This is a genomic window from Labrys sp. E2SS-1L, from assembly GCF_057073705.1.
The window spans coordinates 3,275,371-3,296,336 of record NZ_CP172712.1 but is presented as its reverse complement, the minus strand read 5'-3'; the positions used below and the strand labels follow the sequence as shown (position 1 = coordinate 3,296,336).

Below are 20,966 nucleotides of genomic sequence, written 5' to 3'. Positions count from 1 at the left end.
TCGCCTCCCGTCATTGCGAGCCTTTTCCCGGCGAGGCGCGCATTATGACTGCCAGCCCCTCCTTCCCTGTCGCTTTCGTCGATGACGATGCCGTCCTGCGCGAAGCCAACGCGCAGACTCTGCGGCTTGCCGGCTTCGAGCCCTTCCTGTTCGAATCCGCCGTCGAAGCCCTCAAGGCTATCGACGAGCGCTTTCCAGGCGTGGTGATCACCGATCTGCGCATGCCGCGCATCGACGGCATGGAACTGTTCCGCACGCTGCGCGCCCGCGATCCAGACCTGCCGGTGATCATGATCACCGGCCATGGAGACATCGCCACCGCAGTCGAGGCGATGCGCGAAGGGGCCTATGATTTCCTGCCCAAGCCCTTCGCCTCCGACAGGTTGATCCAGAGCGTCAGGCGCGCCACCGAAAAGCGGGCGCTGGTGATGGAGAACCGGCGCCTGCGCCAGGCGGCGGAGGAGGCCCATGCCCCCTCGCCCCTGCTCGGCGATGCTCCCGCAATGGAGCGTCTGCGCGAGACGCTGAAGGCGGTGGCCGATGCCGATGTCGACGTGATGATCGTGGGCGAAACCGGCACCGGCAAGGAATTGGTGGCCGACCAGCTCCACCATCTTGGCCGCCGGCGCAGCGGGCGTTTCGTCGCCCTCAATTGCGGCGCATTGCCCGAGACGGTGCTGGAAAGCGAGCTGTTCGGGCATGAGAGCGGCGCCTTCACCGGCGCGTTGAAGAAAAGGGTTGGCCTGATCGAGCATTCCAGCGGCGGTACGCTGTTCCTGGACGAGATCGAGAGCATGCCGCTCAGCGCACAGGCCCGCCTGCTGCGCGTGCTCGAACAGCGCGAAATCACGCCGCTCGGTTCCAATACGGCCCGGCAGGTCGATCTGCGCGTGGTCGCCGCCGCCAAGAGCGATCTCGGTTCCTCCGCGCACAAAGCGAGCTTCCGCGAAGACCTGTTTCACCGGCTCAATGTGGTGACGCTGCGCATTCCGCCCCTGCGCGAACGGCAAGAGGATGTGCCCTTGCTGTTCGCCGTCTATCTCGACCGGGCCTGCCGGCGCTTCCAACGAGAGGTACAGATGCTGACTCCGGCCGTGCGCCATCACCTCGCCAGCCACGACTGGCCCGGCAATGTGCGCGAGATCGTGCATTTCGCCGAGCGCGTAGCGCTGGGCCTCGCCGAGATCGACCTCGCCGCGACGGGGAAAGCCTCCCCTCCTTCGGCCGGGCCGCAAGGCGCCTCCCTGCCCGAACGCCTGGAGCGCTACGAGGCCGACCTCATCCGCGAGGTTCTCACCCAGCACAAGGGGGATGTCCGGGCCAGCCTCGAAGCCCTCGGCATCCCGCGCAAGACCTTCTACGACAAGCTGACGAAATACGGCATCAACCGCGCGAGCTTCGAAGCGGGAGAACCATAATCTGCGGGTGCACGCGCATCTTGGCCGTTCTCCCCTTCCAGAATGCGTCGCATTTCCAAGAGCGGGCAAGATGTCCGCGCAGCCCGAAACACAACGGCCCTCCCCACTGTCGCGGGAAGGGCCTCCATGACTTCAGGACCTGGCTATCGCCTTAGAACTGAGCCGTCTCGGTCGAATGTTCCATCGCCGTGGTCGAGCTCTGGCCTTCGCCGAGAATGGTGGCGACCGCATCGAAATAGCTGGTGCCGACTTCGCGCTGGTGGCGGGTTGCAGTGAAGCCGTCGGCTTCCGCGGCGAACTCGGCCTGCTGCAGCTGCGAATAGGCGGCCATGCCATCCTGCTTGTAGCGGCGGGCGAGATCGAAGGTGGTGTAGCTGGTGTTGTGGAAGCCAGCCAGCGTAATGAACTGGTACTTGTAGCCCATCGCACCCAACTCACGCTGGAACGCCTTCATCGCCGCCGGATCCATATGCTTGGCCCAGTTGAACGAGGGCGAGCAATTATAGGCCAGCATCTGGTCGGGATGGACCTTGCGCACCGCTTCGGCGAAACGCTTGGCATCCGGCAGGCTGGGCGTCGAGGTCTCGCACCAGATCAGGTCGGCATAGGGCGCATAGGCAATGCCGCGGGCGATCGCCGCCTCGAAGCCGCCCTTGAGCACATAGAAGCCTTCCGGCGTGCGCTCACCGGTGATGAAGGGCCGATCGGCCTCGTCGACATCGGAGGTGATCAGGCGGGCCGCCTCGGCATCGGTTCGGGCCATGATCAAGGTGGGCACGCCCATCACGTCAGCCGCAAGGCGCGCCGCATTCAACGTCTTGATGAAGGTGCGCGTCGGCACCAGCACCTTGCCGCCGAGATGGCCGCACTTCTTCTCCGAAGCGAGCTGGTCCTCGAAATGCACCGCGGCGGCGCCGGCCTCGATCATCGCCTTCATCAATTCATAGGCGTTGAGCTGGCCGCCGAAGCCGGCCTCGGCATCGGCGATGACGGGCACGAAATAATCGAGCTGCTCGCCGCCCTTGCCGTCGACGCGCTCCATGGTCTGGATCTGGTCGGCACGCTGCAGGGCCTTGTTGATGCGGCGCACCACCGAGGGCACGCTGTCGACGGGATAGAGGCTCTGGTCGGGATACATGTTGCCCGAGGTGTTGGCATCCGCCGCCACCTGCCAGCCGGACAGGTAGATCGCCTCGAGACCGGCCTTGACCTGCTGCACCGCCTGGTTGCCGGTGAAGGTACCGAGCGTCGGCACATAGTCGCGCTTGTGCAGCAGCTCCCACAGGCGCTTGGCACCATTCTCGGCCAGCGTATGGCGGATCGGCAGCGACCCGGCGAGCCGCTCCACGTCACGCGGCGTGTAGTTGCGGCGGACGTTGCGCCAGCGATCCGGCGCCCATTCCGGGGCGGGGAAGGTCTCGGCGGGGCGGTTCTTCTGGGTATCGAGCATCACAAAGTTCCTAACGTGGAGACGTGTAAAGAGATTGACGGTGACAGCATCCCTGCCTGCCTTGGTGCTGCGCCACCTGCTGGCAAGGAAAGGCCGGCTGTCGCCACGACCATCCTGCGGTCGTGGCCGAGATACCGGCGGTCCTACGGCTCAATTGCGCCGGGTGCGGGTGAAGGTGGCGGCGATCATCGACTGCCCGTCGAACATGTGTTCGGAAGCGCCGCCGCCGACGCGGGTGAAGCGATGCCGGCCGATCTTGTGGACGATCGAGAAGTCCCGATCCGCCAGTCCCTGGGCGTGATACTCGGCGTTGATCTCGGCCATGCTGGCACCGATGATGGTGATGAATTCGTCGTGTTCGTTGCTCTGGCGCATTTGGTCCATAACACGTTCCTCCGTGCCGCGTTTCGTGTTAAGTCAATGATTGACACCGCGGCGCAATAAAGCAAGACGTATCGCAATTCCGGGGCGTCAACCGGAAAAGCGCTGTAAAGAAAATTTTGTAATGTTGTAAATCATGTAAATATTTACAACGTGTCGGAACCAGAGACGAGCCATGACAAGCGCCATGCAAGAAGCCGATCCGCGCATCGGCGGCAAGATTCAGAGACTGCGCCGGCAGAGCCGGATTTCGCAGGCGCAGCTCGCCAGCTCGCTCGGTATTTCGGCGAGCTATCTCAATCTGATCGAACACAATCGCCGGCGCATGACGGTGCCGCTTCTCTTGAAAACCGCGAGCTATTTCGGTGTCGATGCCACCGAGCTCGCCGAGAACGACGATTCGCGCCTGGCCGGTGACCTGATGGAACTGTTCGGCGACGATCTCTTCGCCGACAGCGACGTCACCAACCAGGATGTGCGCGATCTCGCCAGCTCCAACCCGCAGATCGGCCGGGCCATCGTCCATCTGTTCGATCGCTTCCGCTCGCTGCGCAATGCCAATCAGGGCGCCACCTCGGCGCAGGAGGCTGGCTATCACGTCGCCACCGATGCGGTTTCGGACTTCCTGCAGGCCAACGCCAACTATTTCCCGGGTCTGGAGGCCCAGGCCGAACGCATTCGCGGCGAGATCGACAATCTCTCCGATTCCTTCGAGCCCGGCCTCAAGCTCTACCTCTCCAACGTATTCGGCGTGCAGTGGCGGCTGGCCCCCCTGCCCCAGGGCCTGGCCGGTCGCCTCGGCCGCGACGAGGAAACCTTCGAGACGGCCGACGTGCTTTCACCCGAAAGCGCCACCTTCACGGCTGCCCACCGCCTAGGCCTGCTCGCCGCCTCGCGCGAGATCGAGCATCTCATCACCGAAAGCGCCTTGCCGGCCGATGCCCCCGCCCTGGCACGCCATGCCCTGGCCGCCTATTTCGCCGGCGCCGTGATCATGCCCTATCAGCCCTTCCTCGCCGCCTGCCGCGAGACGCGCTACGATATCGACAGGATCGCCCGGCGCTTCAAGACCAGCTTCGAGCAGGTCTGCCATCGCATGACCACGCTGCAGCGCCCCGGCGCCAGCGGTATTCCGCTGCATCTGATCCGTACCGACATCGCCGGCAACATTTCCAAGCGTTTCTCGCTCTCCGGCATTCACATCCCGCGCCATTCCGGCGCCTGCCCGCGCTGGAACGTCTATGCCGCCTTCCTGCTGCCCGGGCAGATCAACATCCAGATCAGCCAGATGCCGGAAGGCACACGCTATTTCTGCATTGCAAAGTCATTGACAAAGGGGGGGCATCGCCACAACGCTCCCCGGCGCCATCTCTCGATAGGCCTGGGCTGTCACATCTCCCATGCCGCCGAGATGGTCTATTCCGACGGCATGGACGTCTCCAATGCCGCCCAGGCGGTGGCGATTGGGGTGGGCTGCCGCATCTGTCCGCGTCTCGATTGCGGGCAACGGGCCCATCCTCCGGCCGAGCACAAGCTGGTGCTGAACGAGCACGAGCATGCCGAAAGTCTCTATTCGCGTATCTGAAAACCGGCTGCGGGAAGAAATACTACGCCTCACCAGGCTTGCCGAACCATCGTGCTAGGGCCTGAGAAGCTTCCTCCGGGTCGGCGGCAGTGCCATCGCTGGCCCAGGCGACGACACCATCGGGGCGAACCAGAACGGCGCTCAGGTCGAGCCGATCATGGACGCCAGCGGCGACATAGCCGACCCGGTCGCTCCACTGCGAGGCAAGGGCGCGACGATGGGGCTGGGCCTCGAAGTCCAGGAAGACGCCTTTGCCTGTCCTGAGGAGTTCGGCCAACCTGGTACCGTCGTTCAACGCGAAGTCGGGGGCACTGCGGCCCACCAGCGGATGGCTGTCACCGAGATCATAGCGCAGCGACACCCCCCAGACGCGCTCGGCGAAATAGGTCGCGCCATCGCGCGTCTCGACGAGGTCGCGGATGATGGCTTCGAGCGCGCGTGTACTGGCGGTCGGCCGCATGACCGCGACCTGAGCGCGGGACCAGTCGAGGATTTGTGCACCCACCGGATGACGCTCCTCGAAATAGCTGTCGAGCAAGCCGGCCGAAGCATCGCCCCGGATGGTGGCGACTAGTTTCCAGCCGAGATTCATCGCATCGCCAACGCCGAGATTGAGGCCCTGCCCGCCCAGCGGAGAATGAATATGCGCGGCATCGCCGGCCAGCAGCACTCGCCCCTTCCGATATGCCGTGGCCTGATAGGCGCGATCCGTCCAAGTCGCGGCCATCTTCAGGGCGGTCAGGGTGACATCGGTGCCGGAAATACGGCGCAGCACCGCTTGGACATGGTCGAGCGTGATCGCCTGGCTTCGATGGCAGGCGCCGCCGTCGAAATCGACCATCGCGATCGTCCCGGGCTGTGAATAGGTGTACACGCCTGTCGGGGTATAGTGACGGCCCGGGCTGAGCCTGTCCGGATCCGCCATGTCGACGTCGACGGAATAGCCGGTAAACTCGGGATCGGTGCCGACGAACTCAAAGCCGCCGGCCTTGCGCACCGTGCTGCGGCCGCCGTCGCACCCGACGAGCCAGCGCCCGCGAACGGTCGAGGCGCCGGCACGAATGGTCACGTCTTCCTCCGATTGATCGAAGCTCTCGACACCAACACCGCACCGGATCTCCGCCCCCAGGGCATGGGCACGCGCGGCCAGGACGGTTTCGAGATGCTCCATCGTGACTGCGATGCCGGAGTCGGCCGGGCTCGGCAGGCGATAGAGCCACCTGGAAGCATCGATATTGTCATAAAAGAACTGGATGCCAGCGAAATGCCCGCCGGGACGGCGGGCCTGCTGCATCCAATGCGCGCTGGCCTGGGCACCACGGCCCGGACCGTCTTTCGCGGGCTGCGAGGACGCGATCTCCTCCAGCAAACCGCGACGATAGAGAGCTTCGACGCTGGGCACCGACAGGCCCCGCAGGCCGAAGGGAAGCTGTTTCAGAGGGGACCGTGTATCCTCGTTCTGCTCCAGCACCAGCACGGACAGGTCGGCAAGGCGCAGTTCACAGGCAAGGAACAGCCCGACCGGCCCGGCGCCGGCAATCACGACATCATACAGCAAGGAACCGATCCTCCATCGCATCGGTACACGCCGGCATGCCAGGCGGCATTACCTCGCTCGAAGGCGTCGCCATAGGCCCAATCATCCCTTGAGGCATGTCACCAATATCATTATAAAAATTACACTGAGTGCGATTTTTTATTACACTCAGTGTAATTTTGCAAGGGATCGCGATGGAACCGGTTCGCATGAAAAACGCCTCGGAAAGGCCTGATGGCCTCAGGGAACGCAAGCGGCGTGAAACCTCCGGGCGCATCGTCGAACAGGGCCTTAAACTGTTCGTGAAGCACGGCTACGAAGGCACGACGCTGGAAGCGATCGCGCAGGCCGCCGGCATTTCACGCCGGACCTTCTTCTATTATTTCAAGTCGAAGGAGGATGTGCTGCTGGCCGCGCATGACGGCGGCTTCCGTGAGGAACTCAAGCCGGCCATGCTGGCGGAATCTCCCGAGCAGCGTCCGCTCGCTGCCGTCCAGAACTGCCTGGTCAAGCTGGCCTCACGGCGTGAGACCAAAGAGTCCGTCATTTTCGACCGCCTGATGCAATCGACTGAGGCCCTGCGTGCGCGCAAGGAGGCCGGCTTCGTCGAGACCGAGCGAATCCTGCTCGAAGCGATGTGCGAACTATGGCCATCGCCGGAACGGCGGGACGGGCTTCGGCTGGTGGCGATGGTGGCGCTCGGTACACTGCGACTGGCCCTGGAGAGATGGAAGCAGGACGAGGCGGCCCTTCCTCTCGCCCATTATGTCGAACAAAGTTTCGGCCTGCTGGCGAAAGAGTTCTGAAGCGGCCATTGTTCCGAAGCGAGGCGTCAGAACGCAGGCTGGGCCTCACAGCCAACCTCTCCTCATCGCTGCAGCTTTGCTGGTGCCGACGGTATTGCTGCTTGCCCGATGAGGCACCGTCATCGCGACCATTGGTATAGACTGTCTCCATGTCCGCCCTCATCCGCAAGATCATCCATATCGACATGGATGCCTTCTACGCCTCCGTCGAACAGCGTGACGATCCCTCACTGCGCGGACGGCCGCTGGCGGTGGGCTATTCGGAACGCCGCGGCGTGGTAGCGGCGGCAAGCTATGAAGCGCGAGCCTTCGGCGTGCGGTCCGCCATGCCCTCCTCGACCGCGCTGCGCAACTGCCCCGATCTCGTCTTCGTCAGGCCGCGCTTCGAGGTCTATCGAGCCGTCTCGCGTCAGATCCACGCTGTCTTCGCCGAGTTCACGCCGCTGATCGAGCCTCTATCACTTGACGAGGCCTATCTCGACGTCACCGCGAATTTACAGGGCCTGCCCAGCGCTGCGGCAACGGCGCAGGCCATCCGCGCCCGCATTCTCGAAGAGACCGGCCTAACCGCCTCTGCCGGCATCTCCTACAACAAGTTCCTGGCCAAGCTCGCCTCCGATCATCGCAAACCCAATGGCCAGTTCGTCATCACACCTGCGATGGGACCGGCTTTCGTGGAGACATTGCCGGTGGCCAAGTTCCACGGCGTCGGCCCGGTCACGGCCGAGAAGATGAACCGGCTCGGCATCATGACCGGCGGCGACCTCAAGGCGCAGCCCCTGGAGGATCTCGTCCGCCATTTCGGCAAGGCCGGCGCCTGGTACCATGCAATTGCGCGGGGCGAGGACGACAGGCCGGTGGAACCGGACCGCCCGCGCAAATCCTCCGGTTCGGAGACGACGTTCGCCGACGACCTGACGAAACCCGAGGATATCGAGGCTGGCGTCCTCGCCATGGCCGACGAAGTCTGGGCCTGGTGCGAGAAAACCCAGGCCTTCGGCCGCACCGTGACAGTGAAGATCAAATATGCCGATTTCCAGCAGGCCACCCGCAGCCGCACCCTGGCCGCACCGGTGCACACCCATGAAAGTCTGCGATCCGTCAGCCTGGACCTCATCCGCAGCGTGTTTCCGTCGACGAAGGGCATCCGCCTGCTCGGCGTCACCATGTCCGGTTTTGCCTCTGAGGACGCGTCGGACAGCGAACAGCTCGAACTCGGCTTCGGGGAGCCATGACCGCCGAAGAAGCGTGCCCAGCCGCCCGTCGAATTGCCACTTGACTTAAAGTTCACTTGAACTTTTATCAATATGCCCTGAGTGATTCAGGGAGTCTCGATCGATGAGCGTTCATAGCGATCTCAAGGGCCTGCGCGCCGCCGTTACCGGCGGCACCTCCGGGTTCGGGCTGGCCCTCGTGCGGGCGCTGGCCAAAAGGGGCGCGCAGGTGGCCTTCGTCGCCCGCACCAGGGAGGCCGTCGAGCGCGTGTCCGTGGAAACCGGTGCGCTCGGCATTGTCGGCGATGTCGGACGCAAGACCGATATCCATGCCATCGCCCTGCAGATCACCGGCAAGCTCGGCGGCCTCGATCTCCTCGTCAACAATGCCTCAAGCCTGGGGCCGGTTCCCCTCGCCTTGCTGGCCGATACCCAATGCGAGGAACTGGAGGAGGCCCTCGCCACCAATCTGGTCGGCCCTTTTCGCCTGACCAAGGCCTTGTTCGGTGCCCTCACGGCCTCGGCTCGGCAGGGGCGCGACGCGGTCGTGGTCAACATCACCAGCGATGCGGCCGTCAACGCCTATGCGGGCTGGGGCGCCTATGGCGCCAGCAAGGCTGCGCTGCAGCATCTCACCGCCATCTGGGCCGAGGAAGCCCGCGAAGAGGGTGTGCGCTTCCTCGCCATCGACCCCGGCGACATGGACACGCCCCTGCACGCGCAAGCCATTCCGGAGGCCGACAGATCCGCGCTCAAGCGCCCGGAGGAAGCGGCTGCCGACATCATCGGTGTCTTGGGCCTGGACCAACCGCGTCTCGCCTTGACCCTGGAGACCCGGCCATGATCGCCGTCGGCAACCCTGAACCAGGCTCTGCGCGGCTGCTCGCCGTCTCCAACTCCGGCAAGATCCGCCATTTGCCGCGCAGCGCCCTGTCGCTGTTGTTCAATCCTGGCGACCTTGTCGTCGCCAATGATGCGGCCACGCTTCCCGCCAGCCTTGCCGGCAGCCATGCCGACAGCGGCAGGCCTCTCGAGGTCCGGCTTGCCGCCTGGGTTGTGGCCGGCGACCCCACCCGTTTCATCGCCGTCGTCTTCGGGGCGGGCGACCACCGTATGCGCACTGAGGACCGCCCCGCGCCACCCCAGTTGTTCGCCGGCGACAAGCTCGAGCTTGGCCCGCTGACGGCCGAGGTCGAACGCCTGCACGGTTATCCCCGTCTGGTAACGCTGCGTTTCTCTGGTCCCTCGGAGCGTATCCTCGCCGGGCTGGCACTGCATGGGCGACCGATCCAATATGCCCATGTGCCCGAGCCTCTGGCGCTTTGGGACATGTGGACGGCGATCGCAGCCGAACCCTTGGCGTTTGAACCGCCCTCGGCCGGTTTTGCGCTCGATTGGCGCACGATCGCTGCCTGGCGACGGCGCGGCGTCGGCTTTGCCAGCCTGACCCACGCCGCCGGCATTTCCTCGACGGGCGATGCGGTGATGGATCTGCGCCTGCCCTTCGACGAGCCCTATCGCATCCCGGCGGCGACAGCGGCAGCGATCACGCGCACGAAAGCCACCGGGGGACGTGTGATCGCCATCGGGACCAGCGTGGTGCGAGCCCTCGAACATGCCGCCTCGGCTCCTGGCGGCCTCAGGGCCGGCGACGGCCTGGCGCAGGGCCGAATCGGGCCGAAGTCGAGGCTTCGCCTCGTCGATGCCGTGCTCAGCGGCGTCCATCAGCCAGGCGAGAGCCATTTCGAACTGCTGCGCGCCTTCGCCGACGACCTAACGCTCGACCGCGTCTCGCTGATGCTGGAAGCCTGGAACTATCGCGCCCACGAATTCGGCGACTCCGTGCTGATCGAGCGCCGGGCGTCGAAGCGGAAAGAACAGGGCGCAGATCGGCCGGGGCGCCTGACGGCAACCTCCTTATGGGCGGGCACGGCCCCTACTCCATGAGGGCCGCCTTCATGAAGCAGACCATGGTGGCGTGGACGGGCTCGTCGCCGACCACGCGGATGGCGTGCTGCCGGTCGCAGCGATAGCGCAGCGTCTCGCCGGGCTCCGCCCGTTCGCGCACGCCGGCCACGTCGACCTCGACCATGCCGGCCAGGATCGAGAGGCATTCGACCGAGCCACGCTGGTGGGCGTCGCTTTCGAGCACCCCGCCCGGCTCGGCCCGGAAATCATACCATTGCAGCCATTCCACCGTCTTAAGCCAACCGACCACCGCCAGACGGCACTTGCCGTCGTCGGAAATGATCACGGGCGTATCGACACGGGTGGTCTTCTCGATGAAGGGCTCGTCGTCGCTCGAACCCAGCACTCTTTCGATCGAAACGTCGAGAGCCTGGGACAGGCGCCAGATCGTCGCCAAGGTGGGGTTGGTCTCGTTGCGCTCGATCTGGCTGATGATCGACTTGGCCACGCCCGACTGCTCGGCCAGTTCCGACAGCGAGAGATTATAGGCCTTGCGCAGGCGCTGGACCGTCTTGCCGAGCTGTCCCGATAGCGCAACCGCGCCCGCATCGAGCTCACCCCGCCTGTCCAACCCACTCATTGCCAGCCTTTCGTTTGTTATGACGAACGATTGTTTGTTCTGGCGGACAATACGGCCAAGCCGCGCAGGAGAAAAGCCCTTTGATGGGAAACAGGGACAGTCCAGTGCCCTGTCTATCCTGTATGAACCTTGCATGGTGCCGACGCTGTCAAAGCTGCGGAAGGCGAACTTTGGCGCGAGACTCCCTCAGCGAAGCAGATCGTCTTAAGATCGGCCTCTCGATTGCATGCAAGCGGGCTGCAGGATCGACAATGGGACGACGATGGGACGTGGGCAAAACAGTTCGGGCGAGCCTGTCTTTTGGTACCGGCCTCCGGCCGTCAGCCTGAACGCGCTGGTCAGCGGAATCTACGGCTATCGGGAGAACGGCACTGCCATGCAGGGCCTCACCGAAGCGGCCTCGCTGACCGTGCCGCTGATCGTCAATTTCGGCAGCCCGTTCCGCATCGGCCTCGGCCAGCCACCGACCTGCACGGACACTTATGGCAGCTTTGCCGCTGGCCTGTTTGCCGGCCCCATCGTCATGGATTCGGACGGTGCGGCCGAATGCATCCAGATCAATTTCACGCCACTCGGCGGCCGGCTGTTCTTCGGGCTGCCGATGAGCGAGCTGGCCGACAGCATGATCGCACTGGATGATCTGGCCGATGCCGGCATCAGCCGATTCGCCCGACGGCTCGCTGACCTGAACTGCTGGGAAGCGCGCCTCGATCTCGCCCAACATTTCGTGGCAACCCGCCTCGGACGGGCCTCGCAGGCCAATCCCGCCATTGGCTGGGCGTTCTGCCAGCTCATGCGAAGAGGCGGCGACGTGCGCATCGGCGCGCTAGCGGAAAAACTCGACTGGAGCCGCCGGCGCCTGGTCGCAAGTTTTCGCGAAGAGATCGGCCTCCCTCCGAAATCCGTCTCCCGCATCATCCGCTTCAATGCCGCGCAGGATCTCGCCACCAAGGGCACGGCAACGGGTTGGGCCGATATCGCAGCGGCTTGCGGTTATGCCGATCAGGCGCATCTCACCCGCGAATTCACCGCGCTGGCCGGCTGTTCGCCGACGGCGTGGCGCACGGGCGGGTAACATTTCTTCAAGACGGCCCATGGCCATGGGAACAAGGATCGCTCCGGTTCACAAACGGAGACAGCCCCCATGCCGCTATCATCGACCGAAGCCCCATGCCTCTACCCGGCCCTGCGCTACGCCAATGCCCGCGCCATGATCGACTGGCTGCAGCAGGCCTTCGGCTTCACCCTGCACGCCTGTTACGCCAAGGGCGACATCGTCGAGCACGCCCAGCTTGCTCTCGGCTCCTCGATGATCATGCTCGGCACGGCGCGCGATGACAATTTCTGCAAGATCGTCGGCTCGCCAGGATCAGGCGGTGGCAAGTCGATCTATATCGCCGTCGACGACGCCGATGCCGCCTATGAGCGCGCCAAGGCCGCTGGAGCAAAGATCGAGGAAGAACCTGTCGATCGCGACTATGGCAGCCGCGAATTCATCTGCCGTGATCCGGAAGGCAATATCTGGGCTTTCGGCACCTATTGGCCTAAGGCATCCGAGCCGGCCGCCCCCTGAAAAGCAAGGGCGGCAGTCACGAAAGCCACCGGAAAGCAGATAGAGGTTTTCGACACGAACGCCGCGGCAGAGACAATCCGCGGCGTCGGACCTTCTTCCGGAATCGGGGCCGGCGCCGCGGCTGCCTTCACGCTATTCCGCCGCCAGCTTCCTGGCCTGTGCATCCTGGATCGTGCGCCACACCACCTCCGGCGTCGCCGGCATGTCGAGCCTGGTGACGCCGGCTCCGCGCCTGAGCGCATCGATCACTGCGTTCATCACCGCCGGGGCGGCGCCGATGGTGCCGGCCTCGCCGGCGCCCTTGACGCCGAGCGGATTGTTCTTGCAGGGAATGTTGCGCGTCTCGAAATGGATGAAGGGCAGATCGTCAGCCCGCGGCAGGGCATAGTCGGTGAGCGAAGCCGTGAGCAACTGACCGTCTTCCGAATAGACCGTGCGCTCCAGCAAGGCCTGGCCGATGCCCTGTACCACGCCGCCATGCACCTGTCCCTCAAGCAGCAGCGGGTTCACCACCATGCCGAAATCGTCGACGATGGTATAGCCGAGGATATCGGTGACGCCGGTCTGCGGGTCGATCTCCAGCTCGCAGATATGCGTGCCGTTGGGATAGGTCGCCTCGCCGGGCTGATAGTCGGTCTCGGCACTGAGCAGATCCGGCGTCGCCTTGGGCAGGCGGGCGAGCGCTGCAAAGTCGATCGCCTTGTCGGTGCCGACCACCCGCACCCGGCCGTCGACGATTTCGAGATCGGCGATACCGGCCTCGAGCTCGTCGGAGGCGAGCGTTTTCAGCTTCTCCGCCAGGGTCTGGCTGGCCCGAGCCACGGACGCGCCGCCCACCGGAATCGAGCGCGAGCCGCCGGTGCCGCCCCCTGTCTTGATCAGGTCGGAATCGCCCTGGATCACGTTGATACGCTCCAGCGGCAGGTCGAGATATTGCGAGACGAACTGGGCGTAGGCCGTCAGGTGGCCCTGCCCGTTGGTCTGCGTGCCGATCAGCACGGTGGCGGTACCGTCCTTTTCCAGCGTGACGCTGGCGGCTTCCTTGGGCCCGTCGGCGCAGGCCTCGATATAGGTGGACATGCCGATGCCACGGAACTTGCCCGCCTTCTTCGAGGTCTGCCAGCGGCCCTTGAAGTCGCCCCAGCCAGCGACCTCCATAGCCTTGCGCATGTGGCCCTCGAACTCGCCCGAATCATAGGTACGGCCGGTGGGCGCCTTGAACGGCATCTGCTCCGGCTTGACGAAATTGCGCGAGCGCACCGTATCGACCGAAAGCCCGGTCTCGAAGGCGATGGCGTCCATCAGCCGCTCGATGAGATAGGCGGCCTCCGGCCGGCCGGCACCGCGATAGGCATCGACCGGCAGCGTGTTGGTGAAGACGCCGCGCACCCGCACATCCATGGCGTCGATTGCATAGGCTCCGGTCGCCATCAGGGCGCCGAGCCAGGGAATGAAGGGCCCGAACTGCGAAAGATAGGCGCCGAGGTCGCCGATAATGTCGATCTTGACCGCCAGGATGCGCGAACGCCGGTCCAGCGCTGCCTCGATGCGGCTGATATTGTCGCGGCCCTGGGTGTCGGCGAGGAAATGCTCGGCGCGGTCAGCGAACCACTTCACGGGTTTGCCCAGACGCCGCGCCGCCTCCAGCGAGAGCGGATATTCGCGATACATGAAGGCCTTGGTGCCGAAGCCGCCGCCGACATCGCCGGTCTTCACATGCACCTTGTCGGGCTCGACCTTGAAGACATGGTTGGCGAGCGTATCGCGGATGGAGTGCACGCCCTGACTGCCGACCGTCAGGGTGAAGCGCTTGCCGTCCCATTCGGCGAGGCAGCCGCGAGTTTCCATGTAATTGGCGACCAGGCGGTTGTTGACCACATCCAGGGAGACCACGCGGGCCGCCTTGTCGAAGGCCTTGGCCACCTTCTTGGTGTTGCCGATCTGAGCATCGAAAGCCAGATTCGAGCCGTGCTCCGGCCAGACCAGGGGAGCCCCGGGTTCCAGGGCCGCGACGGATCCGACGATGGCGTCGAGCGAATCATAGTCGACCGGGATCGCCTCGGCGGCATCGCGGGCCTCGGTGAGCGAATCGGCGACCACGAAAGCCACCGCATCGCCGACATGGCGCACCACGTCACGCGCCAAAAGCGGATAGGGTTGCGGGCGCTGCGGCGAGCCGTCGGCGTTCTTCATCAAGGCCAGGCATGGCAGGTCCCCGAGCCCATCCAGATCGGCGGCCGTGAGAATCAGCCTGACACCCGGCATCGCCGCGGCGTCGGAGAGATCACCGATGCTGAAGCGGGCATGGGCATAGGGAGAGCGCAGGACATAGGCCCTGAGCACGCCGGAACGCGATTCGTCGTCGACATAACGGCCGGCGCCCGTGATGAAGGACTGATCCTCCTTGCGGCGCACGGCTTGGCCAACGCCAAATTTGGTGGGCGGCATAGGGGACCTCCGGCGATTTAATGAATGGCGCTTTTGAATAGAGCTTTCGAATAGCACGCCGAAGCGCAATTTCAAAAAAGCTGAAGAATTTTTCCGTCACACGCTAGACACACACAAAGAGCTTTGCTACATCGCGGCCATCGAACGCGGCACCGCGTCGCGCTTCGGTGGTTTCGATGGGCGCATAGCTCAGTTGGTAGAGCAGCTGACTCTTAATCAGCGGGTCCTAGGTTCGAGCCCTAGTGCGCCCACCATCGAAACTCCTGATATTGCTAAAGAAAAGCAAGGCGCCCTTCGGGGCGCCTTCTTTCGTTTCAAACCGAACCGCTCCGCGTAAGGCCCCTCCACTTTCCTTCCCGTCATGCGCAAGGCGCAGAGATTTGCGCAATGATGCTCGCCGGTCTGTGGCTCGGACAAGCCTCCTGGAGGCAGAAGATGCCGGTAAATCATGCCGCCATCGAGCCCGGATGATGTCGGCGTTGCCCAATAAAAAGTCGGCGCGCTGTCCCGGAAGCTTACTTGAGAAAAAGCCGGACCCGCGGCAGGCGCTTACGGCATCCATAGTTCTGGCTGGTCCATTCGCGATGAATATTGCTTTCGTCGGCAATAACTACAGGGTGCCGCATCGTAATGTATATTGGCCAGAATTCGGGTGTTATCACGACCTGAATTCCCAACTATCCTTCACATCCGAAACGAATTTTCCTCAACGAGACAATCTTCGAAACTAATCATCTCAGATGATGACATGGTTTCGGCATTCACCCTCCTAAAGAGTTAATATTTGTACCGTCTCTACTCCTTATAAAATTTCACCCAAGTGATATCATCAGTGTTACTGGACTGGGGGCATTCCAGAAAGAGCGAGTTACTGACCATGAACATCGCCTTTGAAAGCAAAATAGAGAGAGGACCGCCATCAAATTCCGTTGAAATAGATCACATACTCGAGACCAGCGAACGAACATTCAAAGAAAATTACAACATTCGACCTTTCAAAGTTCATCACACACTTTGCCGGAGCGGCTTGTTCGAGATCCCCGAGATCGTCAAAACTGCTCGCAGCATCATCGAGAGTGGCAATGCCGCCGACTTTCTCGCACTCGATTTGAGAAAGGAATCGATCAGCAGCAAATTCACCGAAGCTGCGCAGCATGATCGCCTGACAGAGGTGATCGAGCGCCTCGGCGAGGGCGGTTCCTGGATCAGGCTTTCGCGTACGCAGGACTACAATGGCGACTACGCCCGGGTTCTGGCCAAGCTCATCGACGAAATCGGGATCTATGCCGATCGTCCGTTCCGCCAGGAGGTGACCTGGGCAACCCTGACCGTGATTCTGACTTCGCCGGGGATTTCCACCCCCTTCCATATCGACCACGAATCAAACTTCCTGTTCCAGATTCAGGGCGAGAAGGATGTCTGCCTGTTCGATCCCGGGGATCGCGAAGTCCTGCCGGAAATCGAGCTCGAACGCTTCTATGCCAGCAGCTACAACACCCCGCGCTACAAGCCCGAACTGCAGAGCCACGGCCAGATCTTCAAGCTGACGCCTGGAGAAGCCGTGCACCATCCGCCGGTGGCGCCCCACTGGGTCAAGAACGGCAGCAATATCTCGGTCAGCCTGAGCATTTCCTTCTGCATGCGCCCGTTGGAGCAGCGAGCCAGGATCTATCAGGCCAATTTCATGCTGCGTCAGCTCCGGCTGAAGCCCAGACCGCCCGGCCTCTCCCCGAGACGGGATGCCCTCAAGGCCAAGCTGGTCTCAGCCCTGGAAATGCCCAATCCCAAGACCTTCCAGGACATCGTCTATTCCCCGATGACCCGGCTGAAATCGCCCATGCAATTCCTGAAGAAAGTTTCCGGCCATCGAGGGCGCGCCTGAAAGTCGAGGTGCCTTCCGGTCGCGCGCCATTCGAGCGATCGATGGGGCTGCCAAAAAGAAAAACCCGGCGCTGTCGGAACGCCGGGCCAAGGTGGTTGCTGTCTCGCTGAATCGCGAGGCAACGGTGATAAATTTCATATCACGTGATACGTGCGTGACGCGAAAGCTGGGACGCAAAAGCTGGACGGACCCGCTGCCCCTGATCCCGGCGTTCCCCACCAAAGAAAAAGCCCGGCGATACGCTACCTGCCGGGCCAAGATCGGATGCGACGTATCGGGCCGGTATTGGGACGGCCGACAACGCGCGATGATTAGACCAAATGGTGTGACGGGAGCGTGATAGAGCTCGGCCCGCTATGCCTCCGCCATTCATTGCAGCCAATTTCTTGATGAAGAGACCGCTTGCTACCCCATCTCTGCGCCCTGCTGCCATCGCCGGCCGTCACGGCTTGGATAGCCGCTTCACATTGGACCGAACCTTGCGTCGATAGTCTCGAACCACGGCACCAGGCGCCGCGCCCGTCATCAGCTTGCCAGCGGCGTTCTGTGCGGCAGCGACTTTCTCGCTGATCATCAGCTTGGCCTCGCGCTCGGCACGGCTGCCACCCTGTGCCAGCCGAAGCGTACGCAGCCAGATGGCCTGCTGCGATTCAAAAGCAAGCATCGACATGTCGTAAAACAGTTTGAACATCAGGTCTCCTATGCCCTTGCGTAACATAGTCCGATGTTTGCGACGCAGCTATGTCGATCACGCAAGTCCGGCATTCACACCCGCCGTTCCTCCGCGACGACAGCACTCCTTCGCCGCTCCTGCTGAAGAGGACGACCTGCCCCTCCGGCCTTCGGGCTGGAGGAGCTTCCTGCGTTTTGCTTCAGAACGCGTTGGTGGCGTCCTTGCGCATCTTCTTCACGACGGGATTGGCTCCCATCCACAGGAACAGGCGCGTCAGGGCCACAAAGAGCAGGAACAACCCACCGAGCACCAAGGGTACCAACCATTGCTCTTCGCCGCGCAGGCGGAAAGAGCCGAGACTGCCCAGCTCCTGCCAACTGTCGGTCAAGGCAACGAAGCCGAGGACCACTGCCAGATTGAAAGCCAGCGATATGACGAGCCCGACAAGCGCTATCAGCCACGCTTTGCCGCCCCTGGGTTTCGTGCCGGTGCGGGTGGCATAGTATTTTCCGGTTCCTGAGCCCGCCGTCATCAAGGGCAGCACGCCCAGGAAGGAATTCTTGCTCATGTCGATATGCAAGAAGGCCTCCAGCAAGAAGGCAATGACCACGACGGCGACCGCCGCAAGAACATATATCCATGAAAAGCGAAAGACCGCTGCTCCGAATGAAACGGTATTGGTCGCCGGAACGTAACTATCCACTTACAAGCCCCCCAAGGCTCAAACGAAACTCAGCAGGCTGTACTCAACCAGCATTCGAGCGTCCCTCTAGCTGATTCTCCTTGCTGTTATGAGTTGTACGTTCGAACTAGGCAGTTCCAAGCGAAACGCATCGTCACCTCTGCTTCCATAGGAACGCCGGATCGAAGCGTATGGGAGCATGATGCATATAGCCAAAGAAAAGCCCGACGTGACAAGGCATTCCGGGCCGGGATCGTCAGGTGCTATGATGTCACCGAGGTCGGAGCGCGGTAAGCAACAATCGATCAATAGATCGAAGAGCATGACAGGGATGCGATGCAGCTAAACTGGCCATTGCCCCGTCGGATCATATCCTTGGACCTCGACTGTATTCCAAATGTTCTTCACCATATACCAAGATCGGGAATTTCGTTTATATCAAGGTATGCAACGCCAATACCTATGTATGGCCCGACTGCGCCTGACGTCTAATTCTCATCTAAGTTTCAGCAGTCTAACTCGCGGGCGTTCCCACCCCGGGAACCCGGAGGCCCGGATGACAACCTCAGCAAGGCGTCCTCCCCGGGCCTCCCCCCTTTTTGGGCGATCCATCCTTTGCATATGCAACCGCGATTGACCTTTTTCTCGCGGAGGACGCGAGCCCATCTGTCCTGATCCTCGGTCGGGAAGAAGTGAGCGAGGCAATGTGCGCCCTGTGCGAAAACGCACAACCATGTGCCGCGGCACAGGCTAAGCCGCGCATGGATCATCTCGATGGTCCACGCAGTGCATCTCGACACATCTCCATCAGACCCGAGCCCGCTCCATGATCGCCAGAGCCCCTATCCTGCTGCCCGCCGCGTTGATGTGCCTGGTCGCGCTTGCGCCCACCGGGCTTGCCGCTCAGGAGGCCGCCATGGCGAACGCTCCCGCAACGGCCTCCGCTTGCGCTCCAGGCTTCCATTTCAATCAGTGGCGCAGATGCGTACCCAACCGCTCCATCAATGACGCCAGTCGCGATGCCTTCGATCCCCGACGCATGGTGTCGAGTGCTTCGGTCGGCCAGACATCGGAGCATCGCAAGAATATCGACGTGTGTCCGCCATCGCAGCGTCCCAATCACGCCGGCCAATGCATTCCCAACGGTTGACGGGAGCCGACACACAGCCTCGAAAACGACCGATACTGCCGAATTGCCCCCTCATCGGCCGGCAGCAGAGGGACCCAAGGGCCCGTGAGCCCTTCGTTACCCTTCTGCGTAGTTCGAATAGGCCCTTCAGGCAGCGCGCTTGCGCAGGCTCTTGATGCCGCGCCAGACCAGGAACAGCACCACCGGCGCCGCGCACAGCATGGCAATGGCCTTGTCGACATGCCAGATATGGCTGACGCCCTCGATCATGTAGCCGATGATGGCAAGGGCATAGTAGGAGATCGCGATGATGGAGAGCCCCTCCACCGTCTCCTGCAGACGATATTGGCTTTCCGATGTGCGCGAAATGGTATCGAGAATCGTCTGGTTCTGGGTTTCCAGGCTCAGGCTGATATGGGCGTTCAAGAGTTCCGCCGAACGTTCCAGCTTCATCGCTACCGCCTGCAGGCGCTTTTCCGTCGCCAGGCAGGTGGCTACCGCCGGTGTGGTCCGATTGGTCAGATAGCGGTCGATGGTGGTGAACTCGCCGATCGGTCGCTCGACGAGTTGCCGCAGACGGGTGTCGAGCACGGCCGCATAGGCCTGGCTCGCCGCGAAACGGAAGCTGGTTTCCTCGATGCTGCGGCCGACCTCGGCCGACAACGCGTGGATGCTCTCCAGTGCCTCCCGGTTCTCCCCGGTCGAGTGGGCATGGCCGACGCGTCCCATCACCTGACTCACAGCCCCCTCGAACTGGCGGATCGTCGAGCCGAGCGCCCGAGCCACCGGCAGGCCGAGCAGGACGAAATTGCTGTAGGTCTCGATCTCAAGGAGCCGGCGCACCAGCACGCCGCGGCGCAAGACGTTGCACTGGCCGGCCGCGAGTTCGTAGCGGGTGAAGCCGTCGCGATCACGATTGAAGTCGGTCGCGACCTGGGCCCTGCCGTCATAGAGCTCGGAATAGCACAGGCTGACCGGGTTGAAGCCGACCAGCGCCGCTTCCGCGATCGTGTGGGTTTCTGTCAGGTCGACACGCGTGGCGCTGACCCGCTGCAGCCCCGCAAAGCAATCCAGGCCGATATCCTCCGGCCAGGGCTCGCGGTCGGTGAGATCGGACTGCCAGGTCAGGGTCGCAAATTCGTTGTGGAGTTCGAAGGTGGCCTTGCGCCCTCCCCGTTCCACCTTGATATGGCGTGTACGGGCGTCATCGAAGGGCAGCACGGACTGGCCGGCGAAAAGGGCGAAGCGCCGTGCCACCTCCTCCAGCGAAGGTCCGGCGCCCGTTGGCATGAAGGCGATCCTGCGGATCCGAGCCGAGGTTGCGATCGGCTCCGTCGGCCGGGCATGCAATTCGGCATAGATGGCCGCTCGCTCCGGATGGTCGACAAACGGGGGCTCGCTCGCTTCCGAGACGCCGATCGCCGTCATCGTGATTTCTCCAATTCCATTGCGCCGAGCCTTTCGAAGCAATTTCCGGGCCATGGCCTGCTGGTTCACCCACCCGTACCCGCAGGAAATACACGCCAGCGTTGCAGTGCGAAAGGCTGAACAAGCGCTCTCGCCCGCCTCCATTTGACGCGGCACGCCCATTCTTTGCTTCTCATCGACGGTTGCGGCCCTTACACCGGCATGTCGCAATC

At 62.9% G+C, this 20,966-nt stretch carries 18 protein-coding genes and 1 tRNA gene; 11 read left to right on the top strand and 8 right to left on the bottom strand.

The window, feature by feature from the left end; translation table 11 throughout:
* Nucleotides 1–44: 44 nt before the first annotated feature.
* Nucleotides 45–1,418: a sigma-54-dependent transcriptional regulator gene (locus tag ACIGJE_RS15240; protein WP_483677860.1), complete on the top strand. Its 1,374-nt coding sequence runs from the start codon at nucleotides 45–47 to the stop codon at nucleotides 1,416–1,418.
* Nucleotides 1,419–1,569: 151 nt separating this feature from the next.
* Here ACIGJE_RS15240 and aceA read toward each other — a convergent pair whose 3' ends face one another.
* Nucleotides 1,570–2,868: an isocitrate lyase gene (aceA, locus tag ACIGJE_RS15235; protein ID WP_367622527.1), complete on the bottom strand. Its 1,299-nt coding sequence runs from the start codon at nucleotides 2,866–2,868 to the stop codon at nucleotides 1,570–1,572.
* A gap of 150 nt (nucleotides 2,869–3,018) precedes the next feature.
* The gene (locus ACIGJE_RS15230; RefSeq protein ID WP_068298726.1) at nucleotides 3,019–3,252 is read right to left on the bottom strand and encodes a hypothetical protein; all 234 of its coding nucleotides are present in this window, start codon (nucleotides 3,250–3,252) and stop codon (nucleotides 3,019–3,021) included.
* Nucleotides 3,253–3,424: 172 nt separating this feature from the next.
* Between ACIGJE_RS15230 and ACIGJE_RS15225 the strand changes: the two genes are divergently transcribed.
* A complete protein-coding gene (locus ACIGJE_RS15225; protein WP_311940364.1) occupies nucleotides 3,425–4,834 on the top strand; it encodes a helix-turn-helix domain-containing protein in 1,410 nt (469 codons plus the stop codon).
* A 22-nt stretch (nucleotides 4,835–4,856) separates the two neighbouring features.
* Here ACIGJE_RS15225 and ACIGJE_RS15220 read toward each other — a convergent pair whose 3' ends face one another.
* Nucleotides 4,857–6,413 carry an FAD-dependent monooxygenase gene (locus tag ACIGJE_RS15220; protein ID WP_483677858.1) on the bottom strand — a complete coding sequence of 519 codons (1,557 nt, stop codon included), beginning with the start codon at nucleotides 6,411–6,413 and terminating at the stop codon, nucleotides 4,857–4,859.
* A gap of 167 nt (nucleotides 6,414–6,580) precedes the next feature.
* Here ACIGJE_RS15220 and ACIGJE_RS15215 point away from each other — a divergent pair, with 167 nt between their 5' ends.
* The 4 genes from ACIGJE_RS15215 to ACIGJE_RS15200 all read left to right on the top strand — a co-directional run bounded on the left by ACIGJE_RS15215 (nucleotide 6,581) and on the right by ACIGJE_RS15200 (nucleotide 10,338).
* Nucleotides 6,581–7,177: a TetR/AcrR family transcriptional regulator gene (locus ACIGJE_RS15215; protein WP_483677856.1), complete on the top strand. Its 597-nt coding sequence runs from the start codon at nucleotides 6,581–6,583 to the stop codon at nucleotides 7,175–7,177.
* Between the two features lie 149 nt (nucleotides 7,178–7,326).
* On the top strand, nucleotides 7,327–8,412 hold the full coding sequence (gene dinB, locus ACIGJE_RS15210) for a DNA polymerase IV (RefSeq protein WP_311940370.1): 1,086 nt from the start codon (nucleotides 7,327–7,329) through the stop codon (nucleotides 8,410–8,412).
* Between the two features lie 103 nt (nucleotides 8,413–8,515).
* The gene (locus tag ACIGJE_RS15205; RefSeq protein WP_311940372.1) at nucleotides 8,516–9,235 is read left to right on the top strand and encodes an SDR family NAD(P)-dependent oxidoreductase; all 720 of its coding nucleotides are present in this window, start codon (nucleotides 8,516–8,518) and stop codon (nucleotides 9,233–9,235) included.
* On the top strand, nucleotides 9,232–10,338 hold the full coding sequence (locus ACIGJE_RS15200) for an S-adenosylmethionine:tRNA ribosyltransferase-isomerase (RefSeq protein WP_311940374.1): 1,107 nt from the start codon (nucleotides 9,232–9,234) through the stop codon (nucleotides 10,336–10,338). The genes ACIGJE_RS15205 and ACIGJE_RS15200 overlap by 4 nt, the downstream gene beginning before the upstream one ends.
* On the opposite strand, the gene ACIGJE_RS15195 is transcribed toward ACIGJE_RS15200, so the two are convergent.
* Nucleotides 10,328–10,939: a helix-turn-helix domain-containing protein gene (locus ACIGJE_RS15195; RefSeq protein ID WP_311940376.1), complete on the bottom strand. Its 612-nt coding sequence runs from the start codon at nucleotides 10,937–10,939 to the stop codon at nucleotides 10,328–10,330. The genes ACIGJE_RS15200 and ACIGJE_RS15195 overlap by 11 nt on opposite strands.
* A gap of 262 nt (nucleotides 10,940–11,201) precedes the next feature.
* Here ACIGJE_RS15195 and ACIGJE_RS15190 point away from each other — a divergent pair, with 262 nt between their 5' ends.
* Both ACIGJE_RS15190 and ACIGJE_RS15185 read left to right on the top strand, forming a co-directional pair.
* Nucleotides 11,202–12,014 (top strand): helix-turn-helix domain-containing protein, encoded by an 813-nt coding sequence (locus tag ACIGJE_RS15190; protein ID WP_311940378.1) that lies wholly within the window; start codon nucleotides 11,202–11,204, stop codon nucleotides 12,012–12,014.
* 69 nt (nucleotides 12,015–12,083) lie between these two features.
* Entirely contained in the window at nucleotides 12,084–12,512 is a 429-nt protein-coding gene (locus ACIGJE_RS15185) for a VOC family protein (RefSeq protein WP_483677854.1), read from the top strand.
* Between the two features lie 132 nt (nucleotides 12,513–12,644).
* Here the strand turns inward: ACIGJE_RS15185 and ACIGJE_RS15180 are convergent, their stop codons facing one another.
* Nucleotides 12,645–14,960, bottom strand: a complete 2,316-nt coding sequence (locus ACIGJE_RS15180) for a xanthine dehydrogenase family protein molybdopterin-binding subunit (protein WP_483677852.1) — start codon at nucleotides 14,958–14,960, stop codon at nucleotides 12,645–12,647.
* Between the two features lie 178 nt (nucleotides 14,961–15,138).
* On the opposite strand from ACIGJE_RS15180, the gene ACIGJE_RS15175 reads away from it, so the two are divergent.
* Nucleotides 15,139–15,214: transfer RNA gene (locus ACIGJE_RS15175), tRNA-Lys, on the top strand.
* Between the two features lie 773 nt (nucleotides 15,215–15,987).
* Entirely contained in the window at nucleotides 15,988–16,842 is an 855-nt protein-coding gene (locus ACIGJE_RS15170) for a cupin-like domain-containing protein (RefSeq protein WP_311940384.1), read from the top strand.
* A 442-nt stretch (nucleotides 16,843–17,284) separates the two neighbouring features.
* On the opposite strand, the gene ACIGJE_RS15165 is transcribed toward ACIGJE_RS15170, so the two are convergent.
* Nucleotides 17,285–17,533: a hypothetical protein gene (locus tag ACIGJE_RS15165; protein WP_068298675.1), complete on the bottom strand. Its 249-nt coding sequence runs from the start codon at nucleotides 17,531–17,533 to the stop codon at nucleotides 17,285–17,287.
* 181 nt (nucleotides 17,534–17,714) lie between these two features.
* Nucleotides 17,715–18,218, bottom strand: coding sequence for an ABZJ_00895 family protein (locus ACIGJE_RS15160; protein WP_367622517.1), 504 nt, complete (start codon nucleotides 18,216–18,218; stop codon nucleotides 17,715–17,717).
* A gap of 805 nt (nucleotides 18,219–19,023) precedes the next feature.
* Between ACIGJE_RS15160 and ACIGJE_RS15155 the strand changes: the two genes are divergently transcribed.
* Nucleotides 19,024–19,347 (top strand): hypothetical protein, encoded by a 324-nt coding sequence (locus ACIGJE_RS15155; RefSeq protein WP_394309359.1) that lies wholly within the window; start codon nucleotides 19,024–19,026, stop codon nucleotides 19,345–19,347.
* Between the two features lie 126 nt (nucleotides 19,348–19,473).
* Here the strand turns inward: ACIGJE_RS15155 and ACIGJE_RS15150 are convergent, their stop codons facing one another.
* A complete protein-coding gene (locus tag ACIGJE_RS15150) occupies nucleotides 19,474–20,754 on the bottom strand; it encodes a DUF3422 family protein (RefSeq protein WP_415087172.1) in 1,281 nt (426 codons plus the stop codon).
* Between the last annotated feature and the right edge of the window lie 212 nt (nucleotides 20,755–20,966).

Excerpts from the sequence above, each read along its gene's own strand:
- aceA (WP_367622527.1), bottom strand. The coding sequence starts at position 2,868 with ATGCTCGATACCCAGAAGAACCGCCCCGCCGAGACCTTCCCCGCCCCG.
- dinB (WP_311940370.1), top strand. The coding sequence starts at position 7,327 with ATGTCCGCCCTCATCCGCAAGATCATCCATATCGACATGGATGCCTTC.
- ACIGJE_RS15240 (WP_483677860.1), top strand. The coding sequence starts at position 45 with ATGACTGCCAGCCCCTCCTTCCCTGTCGCTTTCGTCGATGACGATGCC.
- ACIGJE_RS15150 (WP_415087172.1), bottom strand. The coding sequence starts at position 20,754 with ATGACGGCGATCGGCGTCTCGGAAGCGAGCGAGCCCCCGTTTGTCGAC.
- ACIGJE_RS15185 (WP_483677854.1), top strand. The coding sequence starts at position 12,084 with ATGCCGCTATCATCGACCGAAGCCCCATGCCTCTACCCGGCCCTGCGC.
- ACIGJE_RS15225 (WP_311940364.1), top strand. The coding sequence starts at position 3,425 with ATGACAAGCGCCATGCAAGAAGCCGATCCGCGCATCGGCGGCAAGATT.
- ACIGJE_RS15165 (WP_068298675.1), bottom strand. The coding sequence starts at position 17,533 with ATGTTCAAACTGTTTTACGACATGTCGATGCTTGCTTTTGAATCGCAG.
- ACIGJE_RS15220 (WP_483677858.1), bottom strand. The coding sequence starts at position 6,413 with ATGCGATGGAGGATCGGTTCCTTGCTGTATGATGTCGTGATTGCCGGC.
- ACIGJE_RS15180 (WP_483677852.1), bottom strand. The coding sequence starts at position 14,960 with ATGCCGCCCACCAAATTTGGCGTTGGCCAAGCCGTGCGCCGCAAGGAG.
- ACIGJE_RS15195 (WP_311940376.1), bottom strand. The coding sequence starts at position 10,939 with ATGAGTGGGTTGGACAGGCGGGGTGAGCTCGATGCGGGCGCGGTTGCG.
- ACIGJE_RS15155 (WP_394309359.1), top strand. The coding sequence starts at position 19,024 with ATGATCGCCAGAGCCCCTATCCTGCTGCCCGCCGCGTTGATGTGCCTG.
- ACIGJE_RS15215 (WP_483677856.1), top strand. The coding sequence starts at position 6,581 with ATGAAAAACGCCTCGGAAAGGCCTGATGGCCTCAGGGAACGCAAGCGG.
- ACIGJE_RS15200 (WP_311940374.1), top strand. The coding sequence starts at position 9,232 with ATGATCGCCGTCGGCAACCCTGAACCAGGCTCTGCGCGGCTGCTCGCC.
- ACIGJE_RS15230 (WP_068298726.1), bottom strand. The coding sequence starts at position 3,252 with ATGGACCAAATGCGCCAGAGCAACGAACACGACGAATTCATCACCATC.
- ACIGJE_RS15190 (WP_311940378.1), top strand. The coding sequence starts at position 11,202 with ATGGGACGTGGGCAAAACAGTTCGGGCGAGCCTGTCTTTTGGTACCGG.
- ACIGJE_RS15205 (WP_311940372.1), top strand. The coding sequence starts at position 8,516 with ATGAGCGTTCATAGCGATCTCAAGGGCCTGCGCGCCGCCGTTACCGGC.